Source organism: Synechococcus sp. CCAP 1479/10 (assembly GCF_019038515.1).
Lineage (GTDB): Bacteria > Cyanobacteriota > Cyanobacteriia > PCC-6307 > Cyanobiaceae > Cyanobium.
Genome location: NZ_JAFKRJ010000005.1, coordinates 1 through 19,529, shown reverse-complemented (window position 1 = coordinate 19,529; position 19,529 = coordinate 1). Strand labels below are relative to the sequence as shown.

Annotated in this window: 20 protein-coding genes and 1 pseudogene; 9 read left to right on the top strand and 12 right to left on the bottom strand. The window is 70.5% G+C overall.

The genetic code is table 11. The features are described from left to right. Both KUG39_RS01520 and KUG39_RS01515 read left to right on the top strand, forming a co-directional pair. The coding region (locus KUG39_RS01520; RefSeq protein ID WP_216912331.1) for a cadherin-like domain-containing protein at positions 1-1,725 on the top strand (1,725 nt) is incomplete at its 5' end. Between the two features lie 60 nt (positions 1,726-1,785). Further along, positions 1,786-2,304: a hypothetical protein gene (locus KUG39_RS01515; protein ID WP_216912328.1), complete on the top strand. Its 519-nt coding sequence runs from the start codon at positions 1,786-1,788 to the stop codon at positions 2,302-2,304. Positions 2,305-2,316: 12 nt separating this feature from the next. Here the strand turns inward: KUG39_RS01515 and KUG39_RS01510 are convergent, their stop codons facing one another. The 3 genes from KUG39_RS01510 to KUG39_RS01500 all read right to left on the bottom strand — a co-directional run bounded on the left by KUG39_RS01510 (position 2,317) and on the right by KUG39_RS01500 (position 6,044). Further along, the gene (locus KUG39_RS01510; protein ID WP_216912326.1) at positions 2,317-3,348 is read right to left on the bottom strand and encodes a YcgJ family protein; all 1,032 of its coding nucleotides are present in this window, start codon (positions 3,346-3,348) and stop codon (positions 2,317-2,319) included. A gap of 174 nt (positions 3,349-3,522) precedes the next feature. Further along, positions 3,523-3,945 (bottom strand): cupredoxin domain-containing protein, encoded by a 423-nt coding sequence (locus tag KUG39_RS01505; RefSeq protein WP_094584173.1) that lies wholly within the window; start codon positions 3,943-3,945, stop codon positions 3,523-3,525. Next, positions 3,942-6,044: a copper-translocating P-type ATPase gene (locus KUG39_RS01500; RefSeq protein WP_216912324.1), complete on the bottom strand. Its 2,103-nt coding sequence runs from the start codon at positions 6,042-6,044 to the stop codon at positions 3,942-3,944. Before KUG39_RS01500 ends, KUG39_RS01505 begins: the two co-directional genes overlap by 4 nt. Before the next feature lie 87 nt (positions 6,045-6,131). On the opposite strand from KUG39_RS01500, the gene KUG39_RS01495 reads away from it, so the two are divergent. Continuing rightward, entirely contained in the window at positions 6,132-8,333 is a 2,202-nt protein-coding gene (locus KUG39_RS01495; RefSeq protein ID WP_216912322.1) for a beta-glucosidase family protein, read from the top strand. Between the two features lie 8 nt (positions 8,334-8,341). On the opposite strand, the gene KUG39_RS01490 is transcribed toward KUG39_RS01495, so the two are convergent. From KUG39_RS01490 to KUG39_RS01460, 7 genes are all read right to left on the bottom strand, one after another. Then, complete coding sequence (locus tag KUG39_RS01490; protein WP_094584170.1) at positions 8,342-8,842, bottom strand: glycosyl-4,4'-diaponeurosporenoate acyltransferase CrtO family protein; 501 nt, start codon at positions 8,840-8,842, stop codon at positions 8,342-8,344. After that, positions 8,812-9,894: a glycosyltransferase family 2 protein gene (locus tag KUG39_RS01485; RefSeq protein ID WP_216912320.1), complete on the bottom strand. Its 1,083-nt coding sequence runs from the start codon at positions 9,892-9,894 to the stop codon at positions 8,812-8,814. Before KUG39_RS01485 ends, KUG39_RS01490 begins: the two co-directional genes overlap by 31 nt. Positions 9,895-9,921: 27 nt before the next feature. Then, positions 9,922-10,539, bottom strand: coding sequence for an esterase/lipase family protein (locus tag KUG39_RS01480; protein ID WP_216912335.1), 618 nt, complete (start codon positions 10,537-10,539; stop codon positions 9,922-9,924). Beyond that, on the bottom strand, positions 10,533-11,261 hold the full coding sequence (locus KUG39_RS01475; RefSeq protein ID WP_216912337.1) for a proteasome-type protease: 729 nt from the start codon (positions 11,259-11,261) through the stop codon (positions 10,533-10,535). The genes KUG39_RS01480 and KUG39_RS01475 overlap by 7 nt, the downstream gene beginning before the upstream one ends. Continuing rightward, complete coding sequence (locus KUG39_RS01470) at positions 11,258-12,106, bottom strand: transglutaminase-like domain-containing protein (protein ID WP_198960045.1); 849 nt, start codon at positions 12,104-12,106, stop codon at positions 11,258-11,260. The genes KUG39_RS01475 and KUG39_RS01470 overlap by 4 nt, the downstream gene beginning before the upstream one ends. 3 nt (positions 12,107-12,109) lie before the next feature. Next, entirely contained in the window at positions 12,110-12,913 is an 804-nt protein-coding gene (locus KUG39_RS01465; RefSeq protein ID WP_216912318.1) for an N-formylglutamate amidohydrolase, read from the bottom strand. 165 nt (positions 12,914-13,078) lie between these two features. Continuing rightward, entirely contained in the window at positions 13,079-13,438 is a 360-nt protein-coding gene (locus tag KUG39_RS01460) for a hypothetical protein (protein WP_502988628.1), read from the bottom strand. Between the two features lie 412 nt (positions 13,439-13,850). Here KUG39_RS01460 and KUG39_RS01455 point away from each other — a divergent pair, with 412 nt between their 5' ends. The 5 genes from KUG39_RS01455 to KUG39_RS01435 all read left to right on the top strand — a co-directional run bounded on the left by KUG39_RS01455 (position 13,851) and on the right by KUG39_RS01435 (position 16,579). After that, positions 13,851-14,069 (top strand): CsbD family protein, encoded by a 219-nt coding sequence (locus KUG39_RS01455; protein ID WP_094584167.1) that lies wholly within the window; start codon positions 13,851-13,853, stop codon positions 14,067-14,069. An 88-nt stretch (positions 14,070-14,157) separates the two neighbouring features. Next, positions 14,158-14,571, top strand: coding sequence for a heavy metal-responsive transcriptional regulator (locus KUG39_RS01450; RefSeq protein WP_353617309.1), 414 nt, complete (start codon positions 14,158-14,160; stop codon positions 14,569-14,571). 114 nt (positions 14,572-14,685) lie between these two features. Next, positions 14,686-15,333 carry a DUF305 domain-containing protein gene (locus KUG39_RS01445; RefSeq protein ID WP_216912314.1) on the top strand — a complete coding sequence of 216 codons (648 nt, stop codon included), beginning with the start codon at positions 14,686-14,688 and terminating at the stop codon, positions 15,331-15,333. Between the two features lie 18 nt (positions 15,334-15,351). Further along, complete coding sequence (locus tag KUG39_RS01440; RefSeq protein WP_216912306.1) at positions 15,352-15,744, top strand: DUF302 domain-containing protein; 393 nt, start codon at positions 15,352-15,354, stop codon at positions 15,742-15,744. 85 nt (positions 15,745-15,829) lie between these two features. Continuing rightward, positions 15,830-16,579, top strand: a complete 750-nt coding sequence (locus tag KUG39_RS01435; RefSeq protein WP_216912304.1) for a DUF305 domain-containing protein — start codon at positions 15,830-15,832, stop codon at positions 16,577-16,579. 3 nt (positions 16,580-16,582) lie between these two features. Here the strand turns inward: KUG39_RS01435 and KUG39_RS01430 are convergent, their stop codons facing one another. Then, positions 16,583-17,860, bottom strand: coding sequence for a di-heme oxidoredictase family protein (locus KUG39_RS01430; RefSeq protein WP_216912302.1), 1,278 nt, complete (start codon positions 17,858-17,860; stop codon positions 16,583-16,585). Continuing rightward, positions 17,860-18,912, bottom strand: coding sequence for an imelysin family protein (locus KUG39_RS01425; protein ID WP_216912300.1), 1,053 nt, complete (start codon positions 18,910-18,912; stop codon positions 17,860-17,862). Before KUG39_RS01425 ends, KUG39_RS01430 begins: the two co-directional genes overlap by 1 nt. A 392-nt stretch (positions 18,913-19,304) precedes the next feature. On the opposite strand from KUG39_RS01425, the pseudogene KUG39_RS01420 reads away from it, so the two are divergent. Next, positions 19,305-19,529: pseudogene (locus tag KUG39_RS01420) on the top strand (iron uptake porin); the annotation flags it as partial.

The window sequence follows — 19,529 nt, the reverse complement described above, 5'->3', positions numbered from 1 at the left end:
ACGCCGGTCAACGACGACTTCAGCGACGCCAACGAAACCATCTCCATCGCCGAGGACAGCGGCACCACAACGGGCAATCTCCTCGCCGGCACCACCAGTCCCGATGGCCCGGTGTCGATCGCTTCCTTCTCCATCGCCGGCCAGGGCGGTCCCTTCCCCCTCGGCAGCCCCATCACCATCGCCGGGGCCGGCAGCCTCACCATCGCCGCCGACGGCTCCTATTCCTTCACGCCGGCCGCCAACTACAACGGCCCGGTTCCCCTGATCTCCTACGCCGTCACCGACGGCTCCGGTGCCAACGACGCCTCCACCCTCGCCATCACCGTCACGCCGATCAACGATCCGCCGGTGGCCACCGACGACGTCTTCGGCGGACCGATCCGACCCGCAGCCGGCACCACGGCGTCGGTCAACGTCACCGACAACGACAGCGACCTCGATTCCCCCCTGGATCCCGCTTCGATCACGATCGTGGGCAGTGCAGGGCCCGGCCAGTCGCTGCTGGTGGCCGGGGAAGGCACCTGGAGCGTCAACAGCGCCACCCAGGAGATCAGCTTCACCCCAGTCAGCGGGTTCGTCGGCGATCCCACCCCGATCCAGTACACGATCAGGGACCTGCAGGGGGCGATCAGCAACCCGGCCACGGTGACCATCGATTACGACAACCTGGCCATCTCGCCCAACCCTCCGGTGCCGGCACCAAGGCACGTCGACTTCTACCTGCTGCTCGACAGCTCCACCTCGATGAAGGGCAGCGACCCCAGTGGCGTCTCCCGGATCGAGGCCCAGAACCGTCTGGCCTTCGAGACCTTGAAATCGGCCCTGGCCGCTGCCGGCTACGGCTACACCCTCAAGGGCAGCAACACCTTCCAGCCCTTCCTCGATGACACCAATCTGACGAGCAGCCAGACCCTGGCCACCGACATCCTCAACTACGAACTGGTGGACGACCCCACCGATGGCAGCAGCACCAATGCCAGGTCGATCACGATCCACACCATCGATTTCGGCTATCTGGTCAGCCACAGCGAGGTCACCTTCACCGGCAGCAATCCCAACTTCGGCGAACTGCTGGCCCGGGATGTGCTGCTCACCCAGACCCCCGACATCACCTACGGGGCCACCACCAGCCCCGACTGGATCGCCCGCGGTCTGCCGGCGCCCAACTCCCTGGATGCCTACACCGCCCCCGGCACCAACGGCAACCGCTACAGCGGCACCGAGATGCTCGGGGCCCTGGTGGCCCTCGACCGGCTGCTCGTGAAGGAACTGCCCAACGTCGCCCTCGACACGATCGTGTCGGTGGCGATGATCACCGACGGCCGCCCCGAACGGCGCCCCTGGTGGGACAACCGGCCCGACTTCGGTCAGGGCTGGACCGGCACCAACGTTGCCCTGCCCACCAGCTCCTGGCTCGACGGCGATCCGATCCTCAGCTCGGGGCTGCGCTACACCAGCAGCGGCACCCCGATCCGGGTGCCGACGGCCGCCGGCGTCGACATCTGGGCCCAGGCCCAGACCTCCCTCAACAACACCCTCGACACCGTGGCCGCCAGGGCCGGCGCCAGCAACGTGAACGTGCTGGCGATCGGCATGGGCGACGGGGGGATCTCCAACTGGAACGCCATCTATACCGACCTGTTCACCAACCAGACCTTCGATGCCAGCCGCAGCTGGAACTACCAGTTCTCCACCTCCGGCCAGCTGCCGCAGCTGTCGGGGTGAGCCGCCATTGCGCCCATCCCCCCGGTGACGGCAGGCTGGAAGCCATTCGTCCCGATGGCCATGACCCGCGAGCACGATCCCTTCCGCATTCCCCGCGCCGGCTGGGAGGCCGCCCCCCTGGCGGGGCTGGCCTCGGTGGATCTCAACCGCAACGGCGGCGCCTTCACTGGCGGTGAATTCGTCTCGGAATCCACCGTCGGCGGGGTGCTGCTCTACGCCACCTACCAGGCGCTCCTCAGCGCCCTGCGCACCGAGGCCCTGCGCAAGCGGGGCGAGATCGACCGACTGACCCAGGTGCGGCTGGTGCTGGCCACGAGCCTGGAATCCGCCAAAACCGGTGTGGCGGTGGGGGCCGTGCTCTCGGTGGTGCTGCTGGTGTTCCCCTGGCTGGCGGCGCCGATGGCCCTGGTGGGGGTGGTCGGGACGGCCAAGGCCTCCCTCGACCTGTTCCATGCCTTCTGGGATGGCCTCGACGCCGAGCAGAAGCTGCAGGTCACCATCGCCGCCCACGAGGCGGGTGTGAACCTGCGCCGCTTCTTCAGCAATGCCGGCGAGGGTCTGGGGCCGGTGGCGGGCTGAGCGAGGCTCCTTTTACCGGCCGCCACCGAACAGCTGCTGCAGCAGCCCGCCCAGGGCCTGGCCCAGGGCTTCGCTGTCGCTGCCCTGCACCATCTGGCCATTGGCATCCACGGGCTGGAGGGCCTGGTTGAGCTGGGCTGTGGTGGCCGTCGTCGTGCTGCGGAAGCCCAGGTTGAAGACGCTGGCCCAGCCCAGCTGGATGTCGGAGCGGTACTGGTCGGCGTTGACCCTCGACTGCACGGCGGCCGCCGAGCCGTTGGGCATCTGGATGCTCCAGGGCCCGTTGCCCTGGGCGGTGAAGCGGAGCGTGCGCAGCGGGTTCGAGGCCGGCAGCCTGTCGAAGGTGAAGGCCAGGGTCTTGGAGCCGTTGGTGTTGTTCTGGACGATCTCGTAACGGCAGGTGCCGTTGTAGATGGAGATCCCGGCGTTGGTCCAGGTGCAGGTGCCGCTCTGGCGGGTGCGGGTGAACGGCGCCTGGAAGCTGTTGGAGGGGGGCTGGCCCGTGACCGTGCCGCCGCCAGGCCCCCAGGTGGAACCGGCACCGCCGATCACCGTGCCCTGGCCGCCCGGGGTGCTGGAGCCGGCACCGGCGCCGAACACCCAGGGGTTCAGCCGTGGGTCGAAGCTGGTGCGCTGGCGGTTCGTCCAGCAGCCGCGCAGGTTGAAGTTGCAGTAGCGGCCGTCGGCGAAGGTGACGTCGACCAGCGGATTGTTGACCAGATTGTTCTCCAGGGTGCGGCGCGCCCGGCGTCCGAATTCCTGCTCCGTCTCGACCAGGGCGGCCCCGCTGGCGTTGAAGCAGACGCTGACGGAGCTGTCGCAGATCACCCCCTGCACCGGAAAGGACAGGGTTCGGTTGCCGGGCTGGCCGTAACCGGCGCCGCCGGATCCACCGCCGCCGCCCCATGGCGTGGTCTGCACCGGCGTCTGCTGGCTCGGGGCGCCCCAGGGATTGCCCTGGGCCCGTGCCTCCGGTGCCGCCACGGCCAGGGCAACCAACAGCAGCGAGGCCTGGCTGAAGAATCCGGTGACAAATCTGTTCATCAATCCTGGAACACGTTCACGAGCACAGGAATCAACGATACCAGGATTGGTCTTTCGAACACTTTTTATCTGGCGTTCTGCAGCAACCAAGCAGAAGAATTGTCAAGGTTGGTGATCACAACGCTGGATGGTGATCACAAGCCAGCTCGAAAGCCTCTTCCCAGCCTCTCGCCATCACTCCGCCTCCAGGCTGCCGCGCACCATGGCCATGCCGCAGTGGAACGGGTAGGAGCCCGGCCGCTCGGGCAGAAGTTCGATGCTGGTGGTGGCCCCCAGGGGCAGGTCGAGGCTGCGCTGGAAGTCCGGGAAGATCACCTGGGCCACGCAGCCGCTGGGATCGGTGCGGTGAAACAGCAGACGCACCGGCCGTCCCGCCTTCACCCGGACGCGGGCCGGGGCGTAACCGCCCTGCACCGTGATGGTGATCTCCTGCATCCCCTGCTCCCCTTCGCCGGCCGCCACGCCGGCGCCATGGGGGCCGAGGAACCACCAGAGCTCCGCTGCGATCAGGGCCAGCCCGGCCGCCGCCACCAGCACCTGCAGGGCCAGCGGCTGGGGGATCGTGCGCCACAGCGGCGCGACCTCGTGGGGCGTCATGTCCCGGCCCCCGACGGACGCAGGCGGGGCCGGAAGCGGCGTAGCCGCAGGGCATTGCTCACCACCGACACCGAACTGAAGGCCATGGCGGCTCCCGCCAGCATCGGGTTCAGCAGCCAGCCCGTGAGCGGGAACAGCAACCCGGCGGCGATCGGGATCCCCGCCACGTTGTAGGCGAAGGCGAAGAACAGGTTCTGGCGGATGGTGGCCATGGTGCGGCGGCTGAGCTCGATCGCCGCCGGCACGCCACCCAGATGGCCCGAGAGCACGGTGATGTCACTGGCGGCGATGGCCACATCGGTGCCCGTGCCCATGGCGATGCCCACATCGGCCCGGGCCAGGGCCGGGGCGTCGTTGATGCCGTCCCCCACCATCGCCACCGGGCCCTGCCCCTGCTCCTGCAACTGCTGCACCACCGCCGCCTTGTCGCCGGGGCGCACCTCGGCGATCACCCGCACGATGCCCACATCGGCCGCCACCACCTCGCTGGTGCGGCGGGCATCGCCGCTGAGCAGCACCACCTCCAGCCCCAGCCGCCGCAGGGCGGCGACGGCGGCATGGGCCTCGGGCTTGATCGGATCGGCGATGCCGAAGCAGGCCTCGATCCGCCCCTCCACGGCCACGGCGGCCACGCTGCGGGCGGCCCGCTCCAGCCGCGCCACCACCGGATCCAGGGTGGTGGTGTCCAGGCCCGAACTCCGCAGCCAGCGGGGGCTGCCCACCCGCACCTCCTGGCCGGCCACGCTGGCCAGCACACCGGACCCGGTCATGGCCTCGAAGCTCTGCACCGGAGGAAGATCCCCATCACCGCAGCGCGGTGCGGCGTAGGCGACGATCGCCTCCGCCAGGGGATGCTCCGAGCGCGACTCCACGGCTGCCACCAGGGCCAGGAGCGTCCCGACCGGCATCCGGCCGCCATGGAGCCGCTCGAAATCGGTCACCTCCGGCTGGCCCATGGTGAGGGTGCCGGTCTTGTCGAGCACGATGGTGCGCAACCCACCGGCCGTTTCCAGCGCCTCGGCGCTGCGGAAGATCAGGCCGTTCTCGGCCCCCTTGCCCGAGGCCACCATGATCGCCGTGGGGGTGGCCAGGCCGAGGGCACAGGGGCAGGCGATCACCAGCACGCTGACGAGAAACAGCGTGGAGAGCACCACGTTGCCGCTGACCAGGAACCAGACCACGAAGGTGGCGATGGCGATGGCGATGACCACCGGCACGAACCAGCCCACCACCTGATCTGCCAGGCGCTGCACCCGGGTGCGGGAGCTCTGGGCCTGGCGCACCAGCGCGACGATGCGGGCCAGCGTCGTGTCGTCGCCGACGCGGGTGACGCGGAAGGTGAAGCTGCCGCTGCGGTTCATCGCCGCGCCGATCACCCCGTCCCCGGGGCCCTTGGCCACCGGTGTCGGCTCGCCCGTGAGCATCGATTCCTCCACCCAGGAGCTGCCCTCAACCACCACGCCGTCGAGGGGCAGCTTCTCCCCGGGCCGCACCTGGACCAGGTCGCCCACCGCCACCGTGGCCACGGGGACCTCCGTGGCGATCCCCTCCCGCAGCACCCGGGCCGTGGGGGGCTGGAGCTGGAGCAGCCGCCGAATCGCCTCGGAGGTCTGGCCGCGGGCCCTGGCCTCCAGCAGCCGGCCCAGCAGCACCAGGGTGAGGATCACCGCGGCGGTTTCGTAGTAGACGTCGGCCGGCAGACCTTCGGCGGTGAGCACCTCCGGGGCCACCGTGGCCACCAGGGAGGCCAGCCAGGCGATGCCGGTGCCGGCGGCCACCAGGGTGTTCATGTCGGCGCTGTGGCGGCGCAGGGACGACCAGGCACCGCTGAAGAACTCCCGCCCGCACCAGAACAGCACCGGGGAACTCAGCAGCAGCTGGGTCCAGGGGCTGGTGAACCAGGCCGGCAGCCAATCCAGGTGCATCCCCAACATGTGGGGCAGCGTGGCCACCATCACCAGCAGGGTGAGCACGGCCGCCACCGACAGGCGGCGGCGCAGCACGGTGAGCTCCCGCGCCAGCTCCCTCTCCATCCCCGTCGGGGCGCTGGCCGCCGGTTCGGCGGCGCAGCAGGGCGAGCCCAGGGTGGTGATGCTCATCGCGGGCGGACCGTGACCGGGAGCTTGGGCTTCACCGTATGGGCTCCCCTGGGCTGGAGAGTCAAGCCCCGCCCCTAGGCTGATTCCGTGCCCCCCTTCCACGACTGGAGTCGCCTGGAGACGCAGGCCCGGACCCAGCTGCAGGGGCTCTGCCTGGCCGAGAAACTGGCCATGCTCGATGGCGACACGCCGTTCTGGGGTGGCCTGGCGGCCATCGCCCTCCACGACGCCTCCCACCGCCGCCCCTGGCCGTCCGGGGTGGTGGAGCGCCTGGGCATCGGCGGGCTGCACTTCGTCGATGGCCCCCGCGGGGTGGTGCTGGAGGGCGGTGCCACCACCTTCCCGGCCCCCATCGGCCGCGGGGCCAGCTGGGACGTCGATCTGGAGGAGAGGATCGGCGAGGCCATGGGGGCGGAGGCGCGCAGCTTCGGGGCCAACCTGTTCGGCGGAATCTGCGTGAATCTGCTGCGCCATCCGGGCTGGGGCCGGGCCCAGGAGACCTACGGCGAGGACCCGGTGCACGTGGGCGCCATGGGGGCCGCGGCGACCCGCGGCGTGCAGCGCCATGCCATCGCCTGCCTCAAGCATTTCGCCCTCAACTCAATCGACAGCGCCCGCTTCCGCGTCGATGTGACGGCCAGTGAGCGGGTGCTGCAGGAGCTCTACCTGCCCCAGTTCCGCGACGGCGTGGAGGCCGGCGCCCTGGCGGTGATGAGCGCCTACAACAGCGTCAACGGGGCCTGGTGCGGCCAGCATCCCCACCTGCTGCGGGAGATCCTCAAGGAACGCTGGGGTTTCCGCGGCTTCGTGCTCACCGACTTCATCTTCGGCCTCCGCGACGGCGTGGCGGCCATCGAGGCCGGCCAGGACCTGGAGATGCCCTTCCGGATGATCTTCGCGGCCACGCTGCCGGCGGCGGTGGCGGCGGGCCGGGTGCCGGAGGCCCTGATCGATGCGGCGGTGCTGCGGATGCTGCTGGCCCAGGCCACGGTGCCCGCCGGCGCCTATCCGGTGACCCTGCGCGGCTGCCGCGCCCACCGGCAGCTGGCGCGGGACGCCGCCGCCGGCTCGATCGTGCTGCTCAGGAACGTCGGCGACGTGCTGCCCCTGAACGGCATCGGCTCGCTGGCGGTGATCGGCCCGCTGGCGGACACCGCCAACCTGGGGGACCGGGGGTCCTCCGACACCCGGCCGGCACCGGGGTCGGTGGTGACGCCCCTGGCCGGACTGCGGGCGGCAGCGCCGGACCTGCGCCTGCACCACGACGACGGCAGCGATCCGGCCGGGGCGGCGGCCCTGGCGGCCCGCTGTGAGGCGGCCCTGCTGGTGGTGGGCCTGGACTGGCGCCACGAGGGGGAACACATCCACCCGGGCGATCTGGCGCCGATCCTGTGCCAGGCGCCGCCCCCCGACTGGCTGCTGCGCCTCTGCGGCCGCCGCCGGCTGCTACCGCTATGGACGGCGGTGGCGGCGATGGTCGCCGGGGTGACGCGCTTCGGTTCGGCCCGGGCCGGCGGCTCTTTCGCCTCCGGCGATCGCACGGTGCTGCAGCTGCCGCCATCGCAGGAGGCCCTGATCCTGGCGGTCGCCGCCGCCAACCCGCGCACGGTGGTGGTGCTGATGGGCGGCGGGGCGATCCTGTGCGAAGCGTGGCGGCAGCGGGTGCCCGGCCTGCTGCTGCTCTGGTACCCCGGCGAGCAGGGGGGCGCGGCCCTCGCCGACGTGCTGCTGGGACGGATCTCCCCGTCGGGGCGGATGCCCTTTTCGGTACCCACCGAGGCCGGCCACCTGCCGCCGTTCGATCCCCGGGCCCGGCAGATCACCTACGACCTCTGGCACGGCTACCGGCGGCTGGCCCGCAGCGAGCGGCCGGCAGCCTTTCCCTTCGGTTTCGGGCTCTCCTACAGCCGCTTCCGCCACACCGACCCGGCGGTGGCGTGGTTCCCCACCCCGGCGGGGGTCGAGGCGGCGGTGGAGCTGGCCGTCACGGTGACGAACACCGGCACCGTGGAGGCCGCCGAGGTGGTGCAGGTCTATGTCGAGCCGCCCGGGGAGGCCGTGGAGCGGCCGCAGCGCACCCTGGTGGGCTTCGCTCGGGTGAGCCTGGGGCCCGGCGGGAGCCAGCGGCTGCGGATCCGGATTCCGCTGCGCCGCCTCGCCTGGTTCGACGAAGCCCGCGACGGCTTCGTCCTGGAGGGCGGCCGCCACCGGCTGCTGGTGGCCCGCCATGCCGAGGACGGCGGGATCGGCGTGGACCTCGAACTGGAGAGCGGAGTGGTGGGGCCCTGAGGGAACCCTCAGCCCTCGCCGGAGCGGAGATTCAGGGCCTGGAGGGCGCGCTCCACCCGCAGGTGGGTGTAGCGCTGCAGCCAGAGGCAGGGAACGTTGAACAGGGTCGCGAACACCAGGTTGATCAGCACCCCGGCCGGCGGCAGCCACAGGGCCGTGACGATCCAGAACGGCCAGAGCGCCAGATGCACCAGCTCGGCCCGGCGGGTTTCCGCCAGCAGGCGCTGCAGGGTGGGGCGATCCCTGCCCACCAGGCTGTTCTTGGCCACCCCCCCGGGGAAGGCCGTGCCGGCATCGGGCAGCAGGGATTTCCAGCGGCGGATGGCGAGCCGTTGCTCGAAGCCGCTGCGGCTCTCCGGCCAGGGGCGCCGTCCCGTCAGCCAGCTGTCGTGATCCAGCGCCTGCGGGGGCAGCCGGTGGGCCAGCCAACCGACCAGCAGCGACCACAGCAGCCAGCCCAGGGCGCAGGCCAGCGCCGCTAGCGCGTCGGAAACCGCCTGCCCTTCCATTCGATCGTGCCCCGCTCGAGATTCAGGATCGCCAGAACGAACACCCCCAGAAAGAAGAGCACGGGAATCGGAAAGATCAGGCAGATCCAGCCGAAGTCGCCGATCCGGCGGGTGACCACCAGCAGCTGTACGGCAAAGGCGACGTAGAGCAGCAGGTTGGGCAGCACGGCCGTGTCCCCCACCATCGGCCAGCCCAGCAGGGAGGCGGGCAGGCACCAGGCCGCCCAGAACAGGCCGGAGATCCACAGGATCACGCCGAGCATCCAGAGCCAGCGCACCTCCCCGGCGGCGGTGGCGAAGTTCTTGGCGAAGCCCACCACCATGTCCTGGAAGCCTCCGGGATACATGCGGTAGTCGAGCAGCCCCTGGCCGATGTAGGCGCTCACCGGCAGCCCCGCCTGCTCATAAAGGTGGCCCAGGAACCAGTCCTCCACCACCTTGCCGGCGACCGCCGCATGGCCGCCGATGCGGTCGTAATCGCTGCGGCTGGTGGCCATGGCCGGCCCGAAGGCCACCCCGCAGCCCCGGCCCATCGGCACCGCCATCAGCCCCACGAGGTTGAACAGCACCGAGAGCAGCTCGTAGGGCTTCTCGGTGCGGTGGAAGGGCTGCACCGAAACGAGGCCGCCCAGCTCCTGCTGGGTCGCCACGAGGCGCTGCAGGAACTCGGGATGGGGTTCGGTGTCGGCGTCGAGGAACAGCAGGGTTTCCCCCCGGCTGGCGCGGACGCCGTGGTGGAGGGCCCAGGTCTTGCCGCACCACCCCTCGGCCAGCGGCGGCGGCCGCATCACCGTGACGCCGGCGGCGGCGGCGATGGCGCCGGTGCGGTCATCGGAGTGGTCGTCGATCACGATCACCTCCTGGGGTGTGAGGCTCTGGAGGCGCAGGGCGGCGAGCAGTTTCGGCAGGGTGTATTCCTCGTTGCGGGCAGGGATCAGCACCGACACCGTCGGCTGGCCCTGGACCCTGGAGGCGGGAAGCCGGGGCATGCGCAGGCACAGGGCCCAGCCGAGCAGCCAGCGCACCAGCAGCGAGATGGCCAACAGATCCACGGTCGGCACCCCTCTTGTCTCTCCAAGCTAGGGACGTAGCAGCTCGTGAATAAGCGGTTCCAGGGCGGCCGGGTGGGTCATCAGCTGGTGGTGATACCGCACCGGCAGGCAGCGGCCCGGGCCGATCGGCAGCACGGCGCGCCAGGCCGGCATCACCATCAGGTCCGGATGGCAGTAGAAGCTGCAGCACTCCACGGGCTCCAGGGTGGCCAGCTGGCTGTTGAGCCGCACCAGCAGGGGGCTGCCCGTCTTCAGGTCGGCGATGCCGGCCAGCGGCCAGCTGGGCCAGGGACCGGCGGTGAGGGTGCCCTGCTGGGGGCTGCCCACGCTGATCAGCCGCCGCGTGCGCCGGTGGCCGCCCCGCAGCTGGATCCAGGTCCGGGCGATCACCCCGCCCATCGAAAAGCCCAGCAGATCGATGGGCTGCTCCGCCCCGAAGGCCGATTCGATATGGAGGCCGAGCAGGTCGGCCTGCTCCTCGATCGGCGTGAGCCCGAAGCGGTGGGGCAGATGGGGAATCAGCAGCGGGCCGCGACGCCCCGCCAGCAGGCGCTGCAGGGGATCGAACAGACGGGGGGTGTCCCACATCCCGTGGATCAGCACCAGCGGAGGGGGATCGGCCGCGGGGCCCGGGCCGCCTACCAGACCAGTTCCGGCAGCTCCCGGAACACCTTGCGCACGCCCACGCTCCACTCGGCGCTGAGGTCCTTGAAGTAGGCGTCCCCCTCACTGAAGCGGCGGCGGTGGAGGATCTCGAAGCGGTCCTTCTCGTAGACGAGCAGGTCGATGGGCATCCCCACCGACAGGTTGCTGCGCATGGTCGAGTCGAAGGAGACGAGCACGCACTTGGAGGCCTCCGCCAGCGTCGTGTCGGTATGGATGACACGGTCGATGATCGGCTTGCCGTACTTCGCCTCACCCGTCTGCAGGAAGGGGGTGTCCTCGCCGGCCTCGATGAAGTTGCCCTCCGCGTACATGCGGAACAGCCGCGGCGCCTCACCCTTGATCTGGCCGCCCACCAGAAAGGAGGCATTGAAGCTGGAGCCGGAGGCCTTCAGATAGGGGCCGTCGCGCTGCTCGATCGCCCGCACCGCATCCGATACCAGGACCATCACATCGAACATCGTCCGGGCCGTCCAGACCGAGGGCTCACCGTCGCCGGCCTCGGCCTGCTGGCGCAGCAGACCGATCACCGCCTGGGTCCCGGCCAGGCTGCCGGAACTGAGCAGGACGAGCACCCGGTCGCCGCGCCGCTCGAAGACGGTCATCTTGCAGAAACTGGCGAAATCATCCAGCCCCGCATTGGTGCGGGAATCGGAGGCGAACACCATGCCGCTCTCCAGCAGCACCGCCACGCAGTAGGTCATGCCGTCCACACCTGGAACGACACCAGCTCCGACGGGCCGAAGCTGGTGGTGAGGGCGACGTCGGCCGCATCACGGCCCCGGGCCATCAGGATCCGGCCGATGCGGGGGGTGTTGTTGCGCGGGTCGAAGACGTGCCAGCCGTCGCCGAGGTAGGCCTCGAACCAGGCATGGAAGTCCATGGCCGTGTGGGGCGGCGGCACCTCGATATCGCTCAGGTAACCGGTGCAGTATCGCGCCGGGATGTTCATGCAACGGCACAGGGCGATCGCCAGGTGGGCAAAGTCACGGCACACCCCCTCACGGCTCTCGAAGGTCTGGAGGGCCGATTTCGTCGGGCTGGAGCGGTTGTAGTCGAAGCGCACGTGCTGGTGGACGAAGTCGCAGATCGCCTGCACCCGCCCCCAGCCGCCGGGGGTCGCCTCGAACCGGGACCAGGCGAGGGGCGCGAGCAGATCGGACTCACAGAAGCGGCTGGCCAGCAGGAACAGCAGCGTGTCTTCGGGCAGGTCCTCCACCGGCTGCTGCTCCAGAGCGGGCAGCACCGGGTCGGGACGGCCGGAATCGGCCACCACCCCATGGCCATGCAGCCGCAGCGGGCCGGCCGGTGCCACCAGGCGCTGGCAGAGGTTGCCGAAGGAGTCCACATACGGATGCAGCGTCACCGGGGGCTCCACCTGAAGCAGATCCGGCTCCCGAAGATCGGCGGCCCGGCTCTCGTGCACGCCCAGGGTCACGATCAGGGGCGTCGGGGCTGGGAAGCGCAGCACCACGTCGAAGCCCACCGCGATCTCGATCGGCGGGGTCGGCGGGGTCGGCGGCGGCGGGGCGGTAGGCGGTCTGTCCATGGGTCACCCTACGGAGGCCGGACCGTCCGGAAGCGGCGGTAACCCCTCCGCCAGAGCGGCCTCCAGCACCCCGGCCAGTCGCTGCGCCCAGGCCCGCCGGCCGGCCTCGGTGGCCAGCAGGTCCTGGCGCACCTCCAGCTCCACATGGGGAATCCGGCGTCCCTCCCCATGCACCACCAGGGTGTGGTCGCTGGCGTCGCTGACGGCATAGGGCTGGTTGTCCCCCACCCGCAGGCCCCGCTCGCGCTGGAGCCCCTGGCGCACCCGGCTGGCCAGGCGGGCATCACGGCCATGCAGCACCCCCACGTGCCAGGGACGCACCTCGGCGTCCAGCACCGGCGTGAAGCTATGCAGGGTGACCAGGACGCTCGCTCGCGCCTGGGCCTGCCGCGCCTCCAGCTCGGCGGCGATGCGGCGGTGGTAGGGATGGAAGAGCTCCTCGAGCCGTCGCTGACGCCCGGCTGAGTCGATGGTCAGGTTGGCGGCGATGGCGCTCTGCTCGCAGTGGCTGACGATCGAATCCGGCGCCCGGGGCGGCCGGTTGGCATCGATCACCAGCCGGGAATAGTTGTGCAGGATCAGAAAGGCGTCGAGCCGCGCCGCCAGCAGCAGGCCCAGCCTGTCCACACCCAGATCCCAGGCCCCGTGGCTGGCCAGCTGCCGATCGCTCAGGCCCAGATCCCCCAGGCACCGGGGAATGGCGCGGCCGCCGTGGTCGGCCGTGAGCAGCACCGCCGAGCGCCCGGCGGGGTTGACGATCCGGAAGACCGGAGGATCTTCGGACCCCAGGAGGCGTTCGGACTGCAACGTGACGGCCTCGGGCCAGGGATCCTTGCCCCCACCAGCCTGGCGTGGCCGGCACGGGAGCGGGGAGCCCCCGATCACTGGGAATCGATCAGGGCGCTGTAGGGGCCGATGCTGCACGCCGCGTGGCAGGGGAGTCCGTCCCAGTCGCCGGGAACAGCCTCCACGTCAGCGCTGAAGCGTGCGGACGAGGCCGCGGTCGTCCTCCCTGGCCGTGATGACATGAACGGTCCCGACTGGCTGAGCGGATCGGCGCGGGGCTTGCTGGTGAACGCCCCAATCGGTGGACAGCTCGTAGCTGTAGGGGTCGCCGATTCTGGCGCGCTCAACGAAGGCAGACCAGTAACCCCGCGGCTCTGATTGCATCGGATGGGCGCTGGCGTCCCAGTCGTTGAAGGTGCCGACGACGGAGACCTGAGCGGCGTGTGGTGCCCAGACCCGGAACGCCACGCCATCCGAGCAGGGAAGGGCCACCATCCCCTTTTGCACCAACGGTTCTGCCAGGGGTTGCACCAACAGTTGTGCCATGGTTCAGGTCCCGCTGAGATCACTCTTTCACAGGACGACCGCGTCTGTAGTGCACCATCAGGCTGCTGATCTGCAGCACCTGAGAAAGACGGAATGCAAGCGTCATGGCAGGAGGAATGACTAGCAGATTTAGCTGAGGCATTGAAGCCGTAAGGATGCAGATGATTGCTGCAGACTGCATCAGGAGCATCATCGATCGTGACCAGCCGGTCTTCCCTGCCAGCACTCGTCTGCTGGTTTCTTCCGGCGTTCCGGCAGGCGATGGTGGGCAGCATTCGACACGCGGAACCCGCAGGAATCCCTAGGTTGGAGAGGCAGCTTCCAGGGGTACGAGGAGGACAGACATCGACACCATCCCTCGGGATTGTCCCTGACGATCTGCACAGCATCGAGACCCATCACCAAAGGAACCATGACCAACAAGAACGACGCCGCCGCCAAGGATGCCGAAGGCAGACTTGAATCAGCACTGGGTGATCTGACCGGCGACACCGGTCACCAGATCAAGGGCAAGGCCAAACAGGTCCAGGCCTCGGCCATGAATGTCGCCGAGGATCTCAAGGAGGGCGCCAAGGCGGTGGCCAGGAAAGTCAGCGATGCCGCCGCCAAACTGGCCGACGACAAGGGCTGAGCGGCCCCGGGCGGGGCGGCCCCGGGCGGGGCGGCCCCGCCTAGACTCTCCCTCAGGATGGAGAGTTGGAACCATGCAGGCCATCGGCATGAAGACCGGCTTGAAGACCGGCATGAAGATCGGCCTGCTGGCCCGCCGCAGCGGCATGACCGTCAAGACCCTGCGGTACTACGAGGATCTGGGACTGCTGCCGGCGATCGGCCGCAGCGAGGGCGGCTACCGCCTGTTCGCCGAGGAGAGCCTGCGGCGGCTGGAGTTCATTCGCCGCCTCAAGACCCTGGGGCTCAGCCTGGAGGAGATCCAGGGCTGTCTGGCGGTTCACGACGCCGGTGAACTGCCCTGCGGCGACATCCAGAGGCAGCTGGAACGCCAGATCGAACGGATCGATGGCCAGATCCAGGAGCTGCGCCAGCTCAGGACGGAACTGCTGGGATTGCTGGCCGGCTGGCAGAGCCATCCGCCCAAGGACAGCGACGTGATCTGCCCGAACCTTCGCGTCTGAGAGCCCGGGGCTGCGCCGTCCAGCCGCTGGCCGGTGAAGCCCAGGGTCGGAGTCGCTTCAGCGCCCCGTTCCCTACCCATGCTGAAGGCAGGACCCAGGCATGGAAACGCGCCGATGGACCCTACCCGCACCCCATCCCGCCGCACCCAGCCGGCGGCCCGCCGCGCCGCCGCCGCTGGACTCGGTGCGTTGATCCTGGCCCTGGGGGCTCCGGCGTTCTCCGCCCCCCCGGCCACGCTCGCTCCTCCGTCAGGCGGACCCTGGCAGGGGGCCCGACCGTCGATGGATCAGCGCTTCATCGTGATGATGATTCCCCACCATGACGGTGCCATCGCCATGGCGGACCTGGCCCTGAGCCGGGCGAAGCGACCGGAGATCCGGGCCCTGGCCGGCCGCATCAAGGCCAGCCAGACCCAGGAGAACGCCCAGATGCGGGCCTGGTACCGCGCCTGGTTCGGCGGCTCCGTGCCGGCATGGGGCGGAGCGATAGGCCATGGCGGAGGCATGGGAATGATGGGCATGGGGGGGATGGGCATGGGGGGCACCGATATCGCCTGGCTGAAGAACGCCCCTGATTTCGATCGCGCCTTCATCCAACAGATGATTCCCCACCACCGCATGGGCGTGATGATGGCCTCAATGGCCCAGACCGGCAGCCAGCATCCCCAGTTGCAGGCCCTGCAGCAGGCGATGGTGAAGGTCCAGAGCGAGGAGATCGAGCAGATGGCCGGCTGGTACCGGAGCTGGTACGGGACGCCCTGAACCCGCGAGGCCCCATCCATGGATCCGTTCTTCATCCTCGACTCCACGAAATCCTTCGAGGAGGCCTGCGCCTCCCTGCAGCAGGCGGTGCCGGACCACGGCTTCGGTGTGCTCGCCGTGCATGACCTGGGCCAGACGCTGCGCAGCAAGGGCCTGGCCTTCCCTGAGGAATGCCGCATCTTCGAGGTCTGCAATCCCCTGCAGGCCGCTGCGGTGCTCACCACCACGATGGCGCTCAACATGGCCCTGCCCTGCCGGATTTCGGTCTACACCGAAGTCGGCCGGACCCGCATCGGCATGCTCCGCCCAGGGGTGATGCTGGCGGGCCTCTCGGCCGATCCTTCCCTGGCAGCGGTCGCCGCTGAGGTGGAAGCCTCCACCCGGGCGATCATCGCGGCGGCCGCGGCATGACGCCGGCCCGGAAGAAGGGGCGTGCCGGCACCTTGACTCTCCTGCCGGGGGGAGACCATACGGTTGGGACTCCCCCTGCGTTCCCATGCCCCACCGCCGCCTTCCCGCCGCCGCACTCGGGATCCTCGGCGCCCTGGCGCTGACCCATCCCGCCCTGGCGCAGGAGCCGGGCGGCAGCACCCCGGGCGCCATGGACCACGACCATCACCAGCATCAGCACCATCACGCCGCGCCGACCAGCGCCCCTCCGGCCGGAGCCGCCTCGGCCCACGCCGGCCATGCCCACGACGTGGGCCCCGCCGGTGCCACCTACGACCTGCGCTTCATCGACGGGATGGTGCAGCACCACACCGGTGCCCTGCGGATGAGCGAGTTCGTCTTCGGCATCGGGGCGCCCGGGGTGGGAGCCCTGGGCAAGACGATCTGGCGTGATCAGGCCAGCGAGATCCGGGCCATGGGGCTGTGGCGCAAGGCCTGGTATCCCCAGGCTCCCGTGTATCCGGTGGCCCTGGCCAAAGGCGGCGATCCCAACAGCCTCAGTGGCCTCACCCGCATGAGCCAGGCCCAGATCGACGGGATGCGGATGATGGGCGAGCCACCCACCCCGGACAACCGCGTCGTCTGGTTCCTGGAGGGGATGCTCCATCACCACGGCGGGGCGCTCATCATGGCCCACGACGCCCTGGCCAAGAGCACCAATCCCACCATCCGGCGCTTCGCCAGGGGCGTGATCGTGGCCCAGCGCGCCGAGATCATCCAGCTGCGGCGGATGCTGGCGACCGAAGGACTGCGCAAGCCGGAGTACGGCCGCTACGACGCCCTGTTCGCCCTCTGAGGCTCAGAGCTGCTGCAGCCAGCCCAGCAGCCAGCGGCGCTGCAGCGGGGCCAGGGCCGTGAAGCGCTCCCGGGCGGCGGCGGCCTCCCCCCCGTGCCAGAGGATCGCCTCCTCAAGGCTGCGGGCCCGGCCGTCGTGGAGGAACCCCACCGACCCATTCACCCGCTGGGCCAGGCCCAGGCCCCAGAGGGGAGCCGTGCGCCATTCCCGCCCCGGAGCCCCCTTCTCGGCCACCCCGTCGTCGAGGCCGGCGCCCATGTCATGGAGCAGCAGATCGGTGTAGGGCCAGAAGGTCTGGCCGTTGATCACCCCGGCCACCGCTGCCGCTGAACGGCCGGTGGCCAGCTGCGGCACGTGGCAGCGGGCGCACTGCAGGCTGTCGAACAGCTCCCGGCCCTGCCGCACCACCGGGCTTGTGGCCGGCAGGGCGGTGCGCGGCGCCCCCAGGGTCTGGCTGTAGAAGGTGATCAGATCCAGCTCGCGCCGGCCGATGTCCCCCGGGCTGGTCAGCCCCATGTCATTCAGGAGGGCCGCTGCGGTCTGCTCCTGAAGCGACGGGGAGATCGCCTTCCAGCCGAAGCGACCCAGCCGTTGCTTCCCCCCTGGTTCCTCCAGCCAGTGGGGCCGGCCCGAGATCCCGTCACCGTCGCGGTCGTCAGGATCGGCGTGCTCCAGGATCGCCGCCTCCGGCACCGCCTCCAGCAGGCCCAGGCCGATAAGGGGCGGCGCCACCCGCAGGGAGCGGGCCACCGACCGCTCGGAAAGGTCGAGGGATGGGTCCGCCTGCAGCTGGACCAGCGGCCGGCGCAGGCGATTCCGTTCCTGCCAGGCCACTGTCACGGCCGCATCCGGCCGGGCCCCGAGCACGGCACGGTCCCGCACCTGGCGGCCGAGCTCCGGCACCGGCCGCCCGTCCCGCAGCGCCACCCGCACCAGGGATTCCCCCATCAGCGGGCGGCCGCGGCCGTTGCGCACATGGCAGGCGACGCAGGAGGCGGCATTGAAGCGGGGCCCCAGACCCGCCCCGGGGGCGCCCTCCAGGGGCACATGGGTGCGATCGAAGAGCACATCAGCCGCCTGGTGGCGCGCCCGTTCGGCTGGGGTGAGGCCGGCGGCCGGCTGCTCGAAGGAGGCCGAGGTGCGGTTGGCCACCGTCATCGCTCCGGCGGCCTGCCGGGGATCGGCGGCCCCCCAGACCTGCCGCAGGCCGAACCCGAGCACCACGGCCAGGGCGAGCGCGGCCAGCAGAACCCGTCGCAGAGCCCGGGCGGAACGGCCCATCAGGAGAGCAGGGGCACCGAGCGCTCCACCAGCGCCGCGGTGCTGTGCAGCTGGCCGATCAGGTCCTCCATCGCCCGGCGGGAGGCCGGATCATCCAGGTGGTCGTTGACCGGGTCCGGCAGGGCCCGGGCCAGATCCACGGCCCGGGCGGTCTGGGTGTCGATCCGCTGGGCAAGGTCGGCGTCCCGCCGGCGGATCAAGTCCAGCAGGCCGGTGCTCATCAGCACGCGGCGGGCCCCTTCCACGTTGGCCAGCAGATCCGAGCGGGTGTTGCCGCTGTCGGCACTTTCCAGCGTGTGGGGATCCCGGGTTTTCAGCGGCTGGCCGAGCTTCTCGTCGCCCCCCTCCTGGAGCAGCCCGATCACCCCCTGCAGCATCTCCTGCACCGCCGTGCCCGTCTCGGCGGGGGCACTGATCCGGGCACCGAAGCCCCCGGGCCCCGACCAGCTGGCCCGCAGCCCCTCGGCCTGGCGGTGCAGATCCCCGGCCGCCAGGCGCAGGTAGGCCAGATCGTTGGGGCCGAGCTGGGCGGCACTGGGCGGTGTGCCGGCGCGACCACCCCAAAGCACCCATTCGATGCCGTGGAACCCCTTGGCGGTGTCGCTGAGGGCAGCGAAGCTGGCGGCTGTGAACGGGCCACCGGCCAGGGCCGTGGCCAGGTCCCGGCGGTTCACCGGCCAGTCGTCCATCGCCCCGTCGAAGCCCTGGGTTTCCGCCGGACCGAAGGCCCAGCTCTCACTGGTCTCCCAGGTCCGGCGTGCCGAGCGCCAGGCCTGGCGGACCGCCTCGAGATGGGGCTCGGACGGCTGGTCCGAGAGGCGCCCGATCGCCTCCTGAAGGGCCGCCGTCTGCGTCACCAGCGCGTCGGCATTGGGCTGCACCACCGTCGCGACGAACGACTCGACCACCGCCTGCGGGGTCGGCGCCTCGACGCGGCTCTGGGTACCGCATCCGCTCACAGCCAGGCCCAGCCACAGGGGCAGGCCCAGGGCCAGGGCTCGGCGGCGGCGGGTCGCACGGGTCGATGGGGTGAGGTGGCGCGCTCGGGTCACGATCAGGCCGCAGGCGTGTTCCGGCACTGTCCACCGGCCGGCCCTGATGCGACCGGCGACGGGGCACCCGGCGGCGTGACCGATGGCACCGTCGGCTGTCCTTTTCGAGGCGGACCCCCCTGGCGGGGCCCTGCACACTCGGCAGCACCCGGCCCCGTTCGTCCATGGCACGCCCCCGCACCAGCCTCGCCCTGTTTGTGGCCGCCACAGGGCTGGTCGCCGGGATGGCGGCGGGCTGCGGCACGGGCCCGGACGGCGACGCAACCGGTCCTGCGCGCCAGGCGTTGCGCTGATAACAATTATCGTTCTCGGCGTTGACCCAGAGAATTGCCCCAGCGGCTGCCCCCTCCAGCGCCTCCTTTCCATATCTTCGCCCACGTCATCTCCCCTCCATGACCGTTCCCCTGCGTCGCCTGCTTCCCCTCGCCACCGCCGGCCTGCTGGCCCCCCTCGGGGCCAACGCCGGCGAACTGAACCTGGAGGGCGTCAACCGCTACGCCCGATCCGGAACGGGCCAGAGCCAGGAGCAGGTCACCAGCATCAACCAGTTCTCCGACGTCAAGCCCACCGACTGGGCCTTCCAGGCTCTCTCGAACCTGATCGAGCGCTACGGCTGC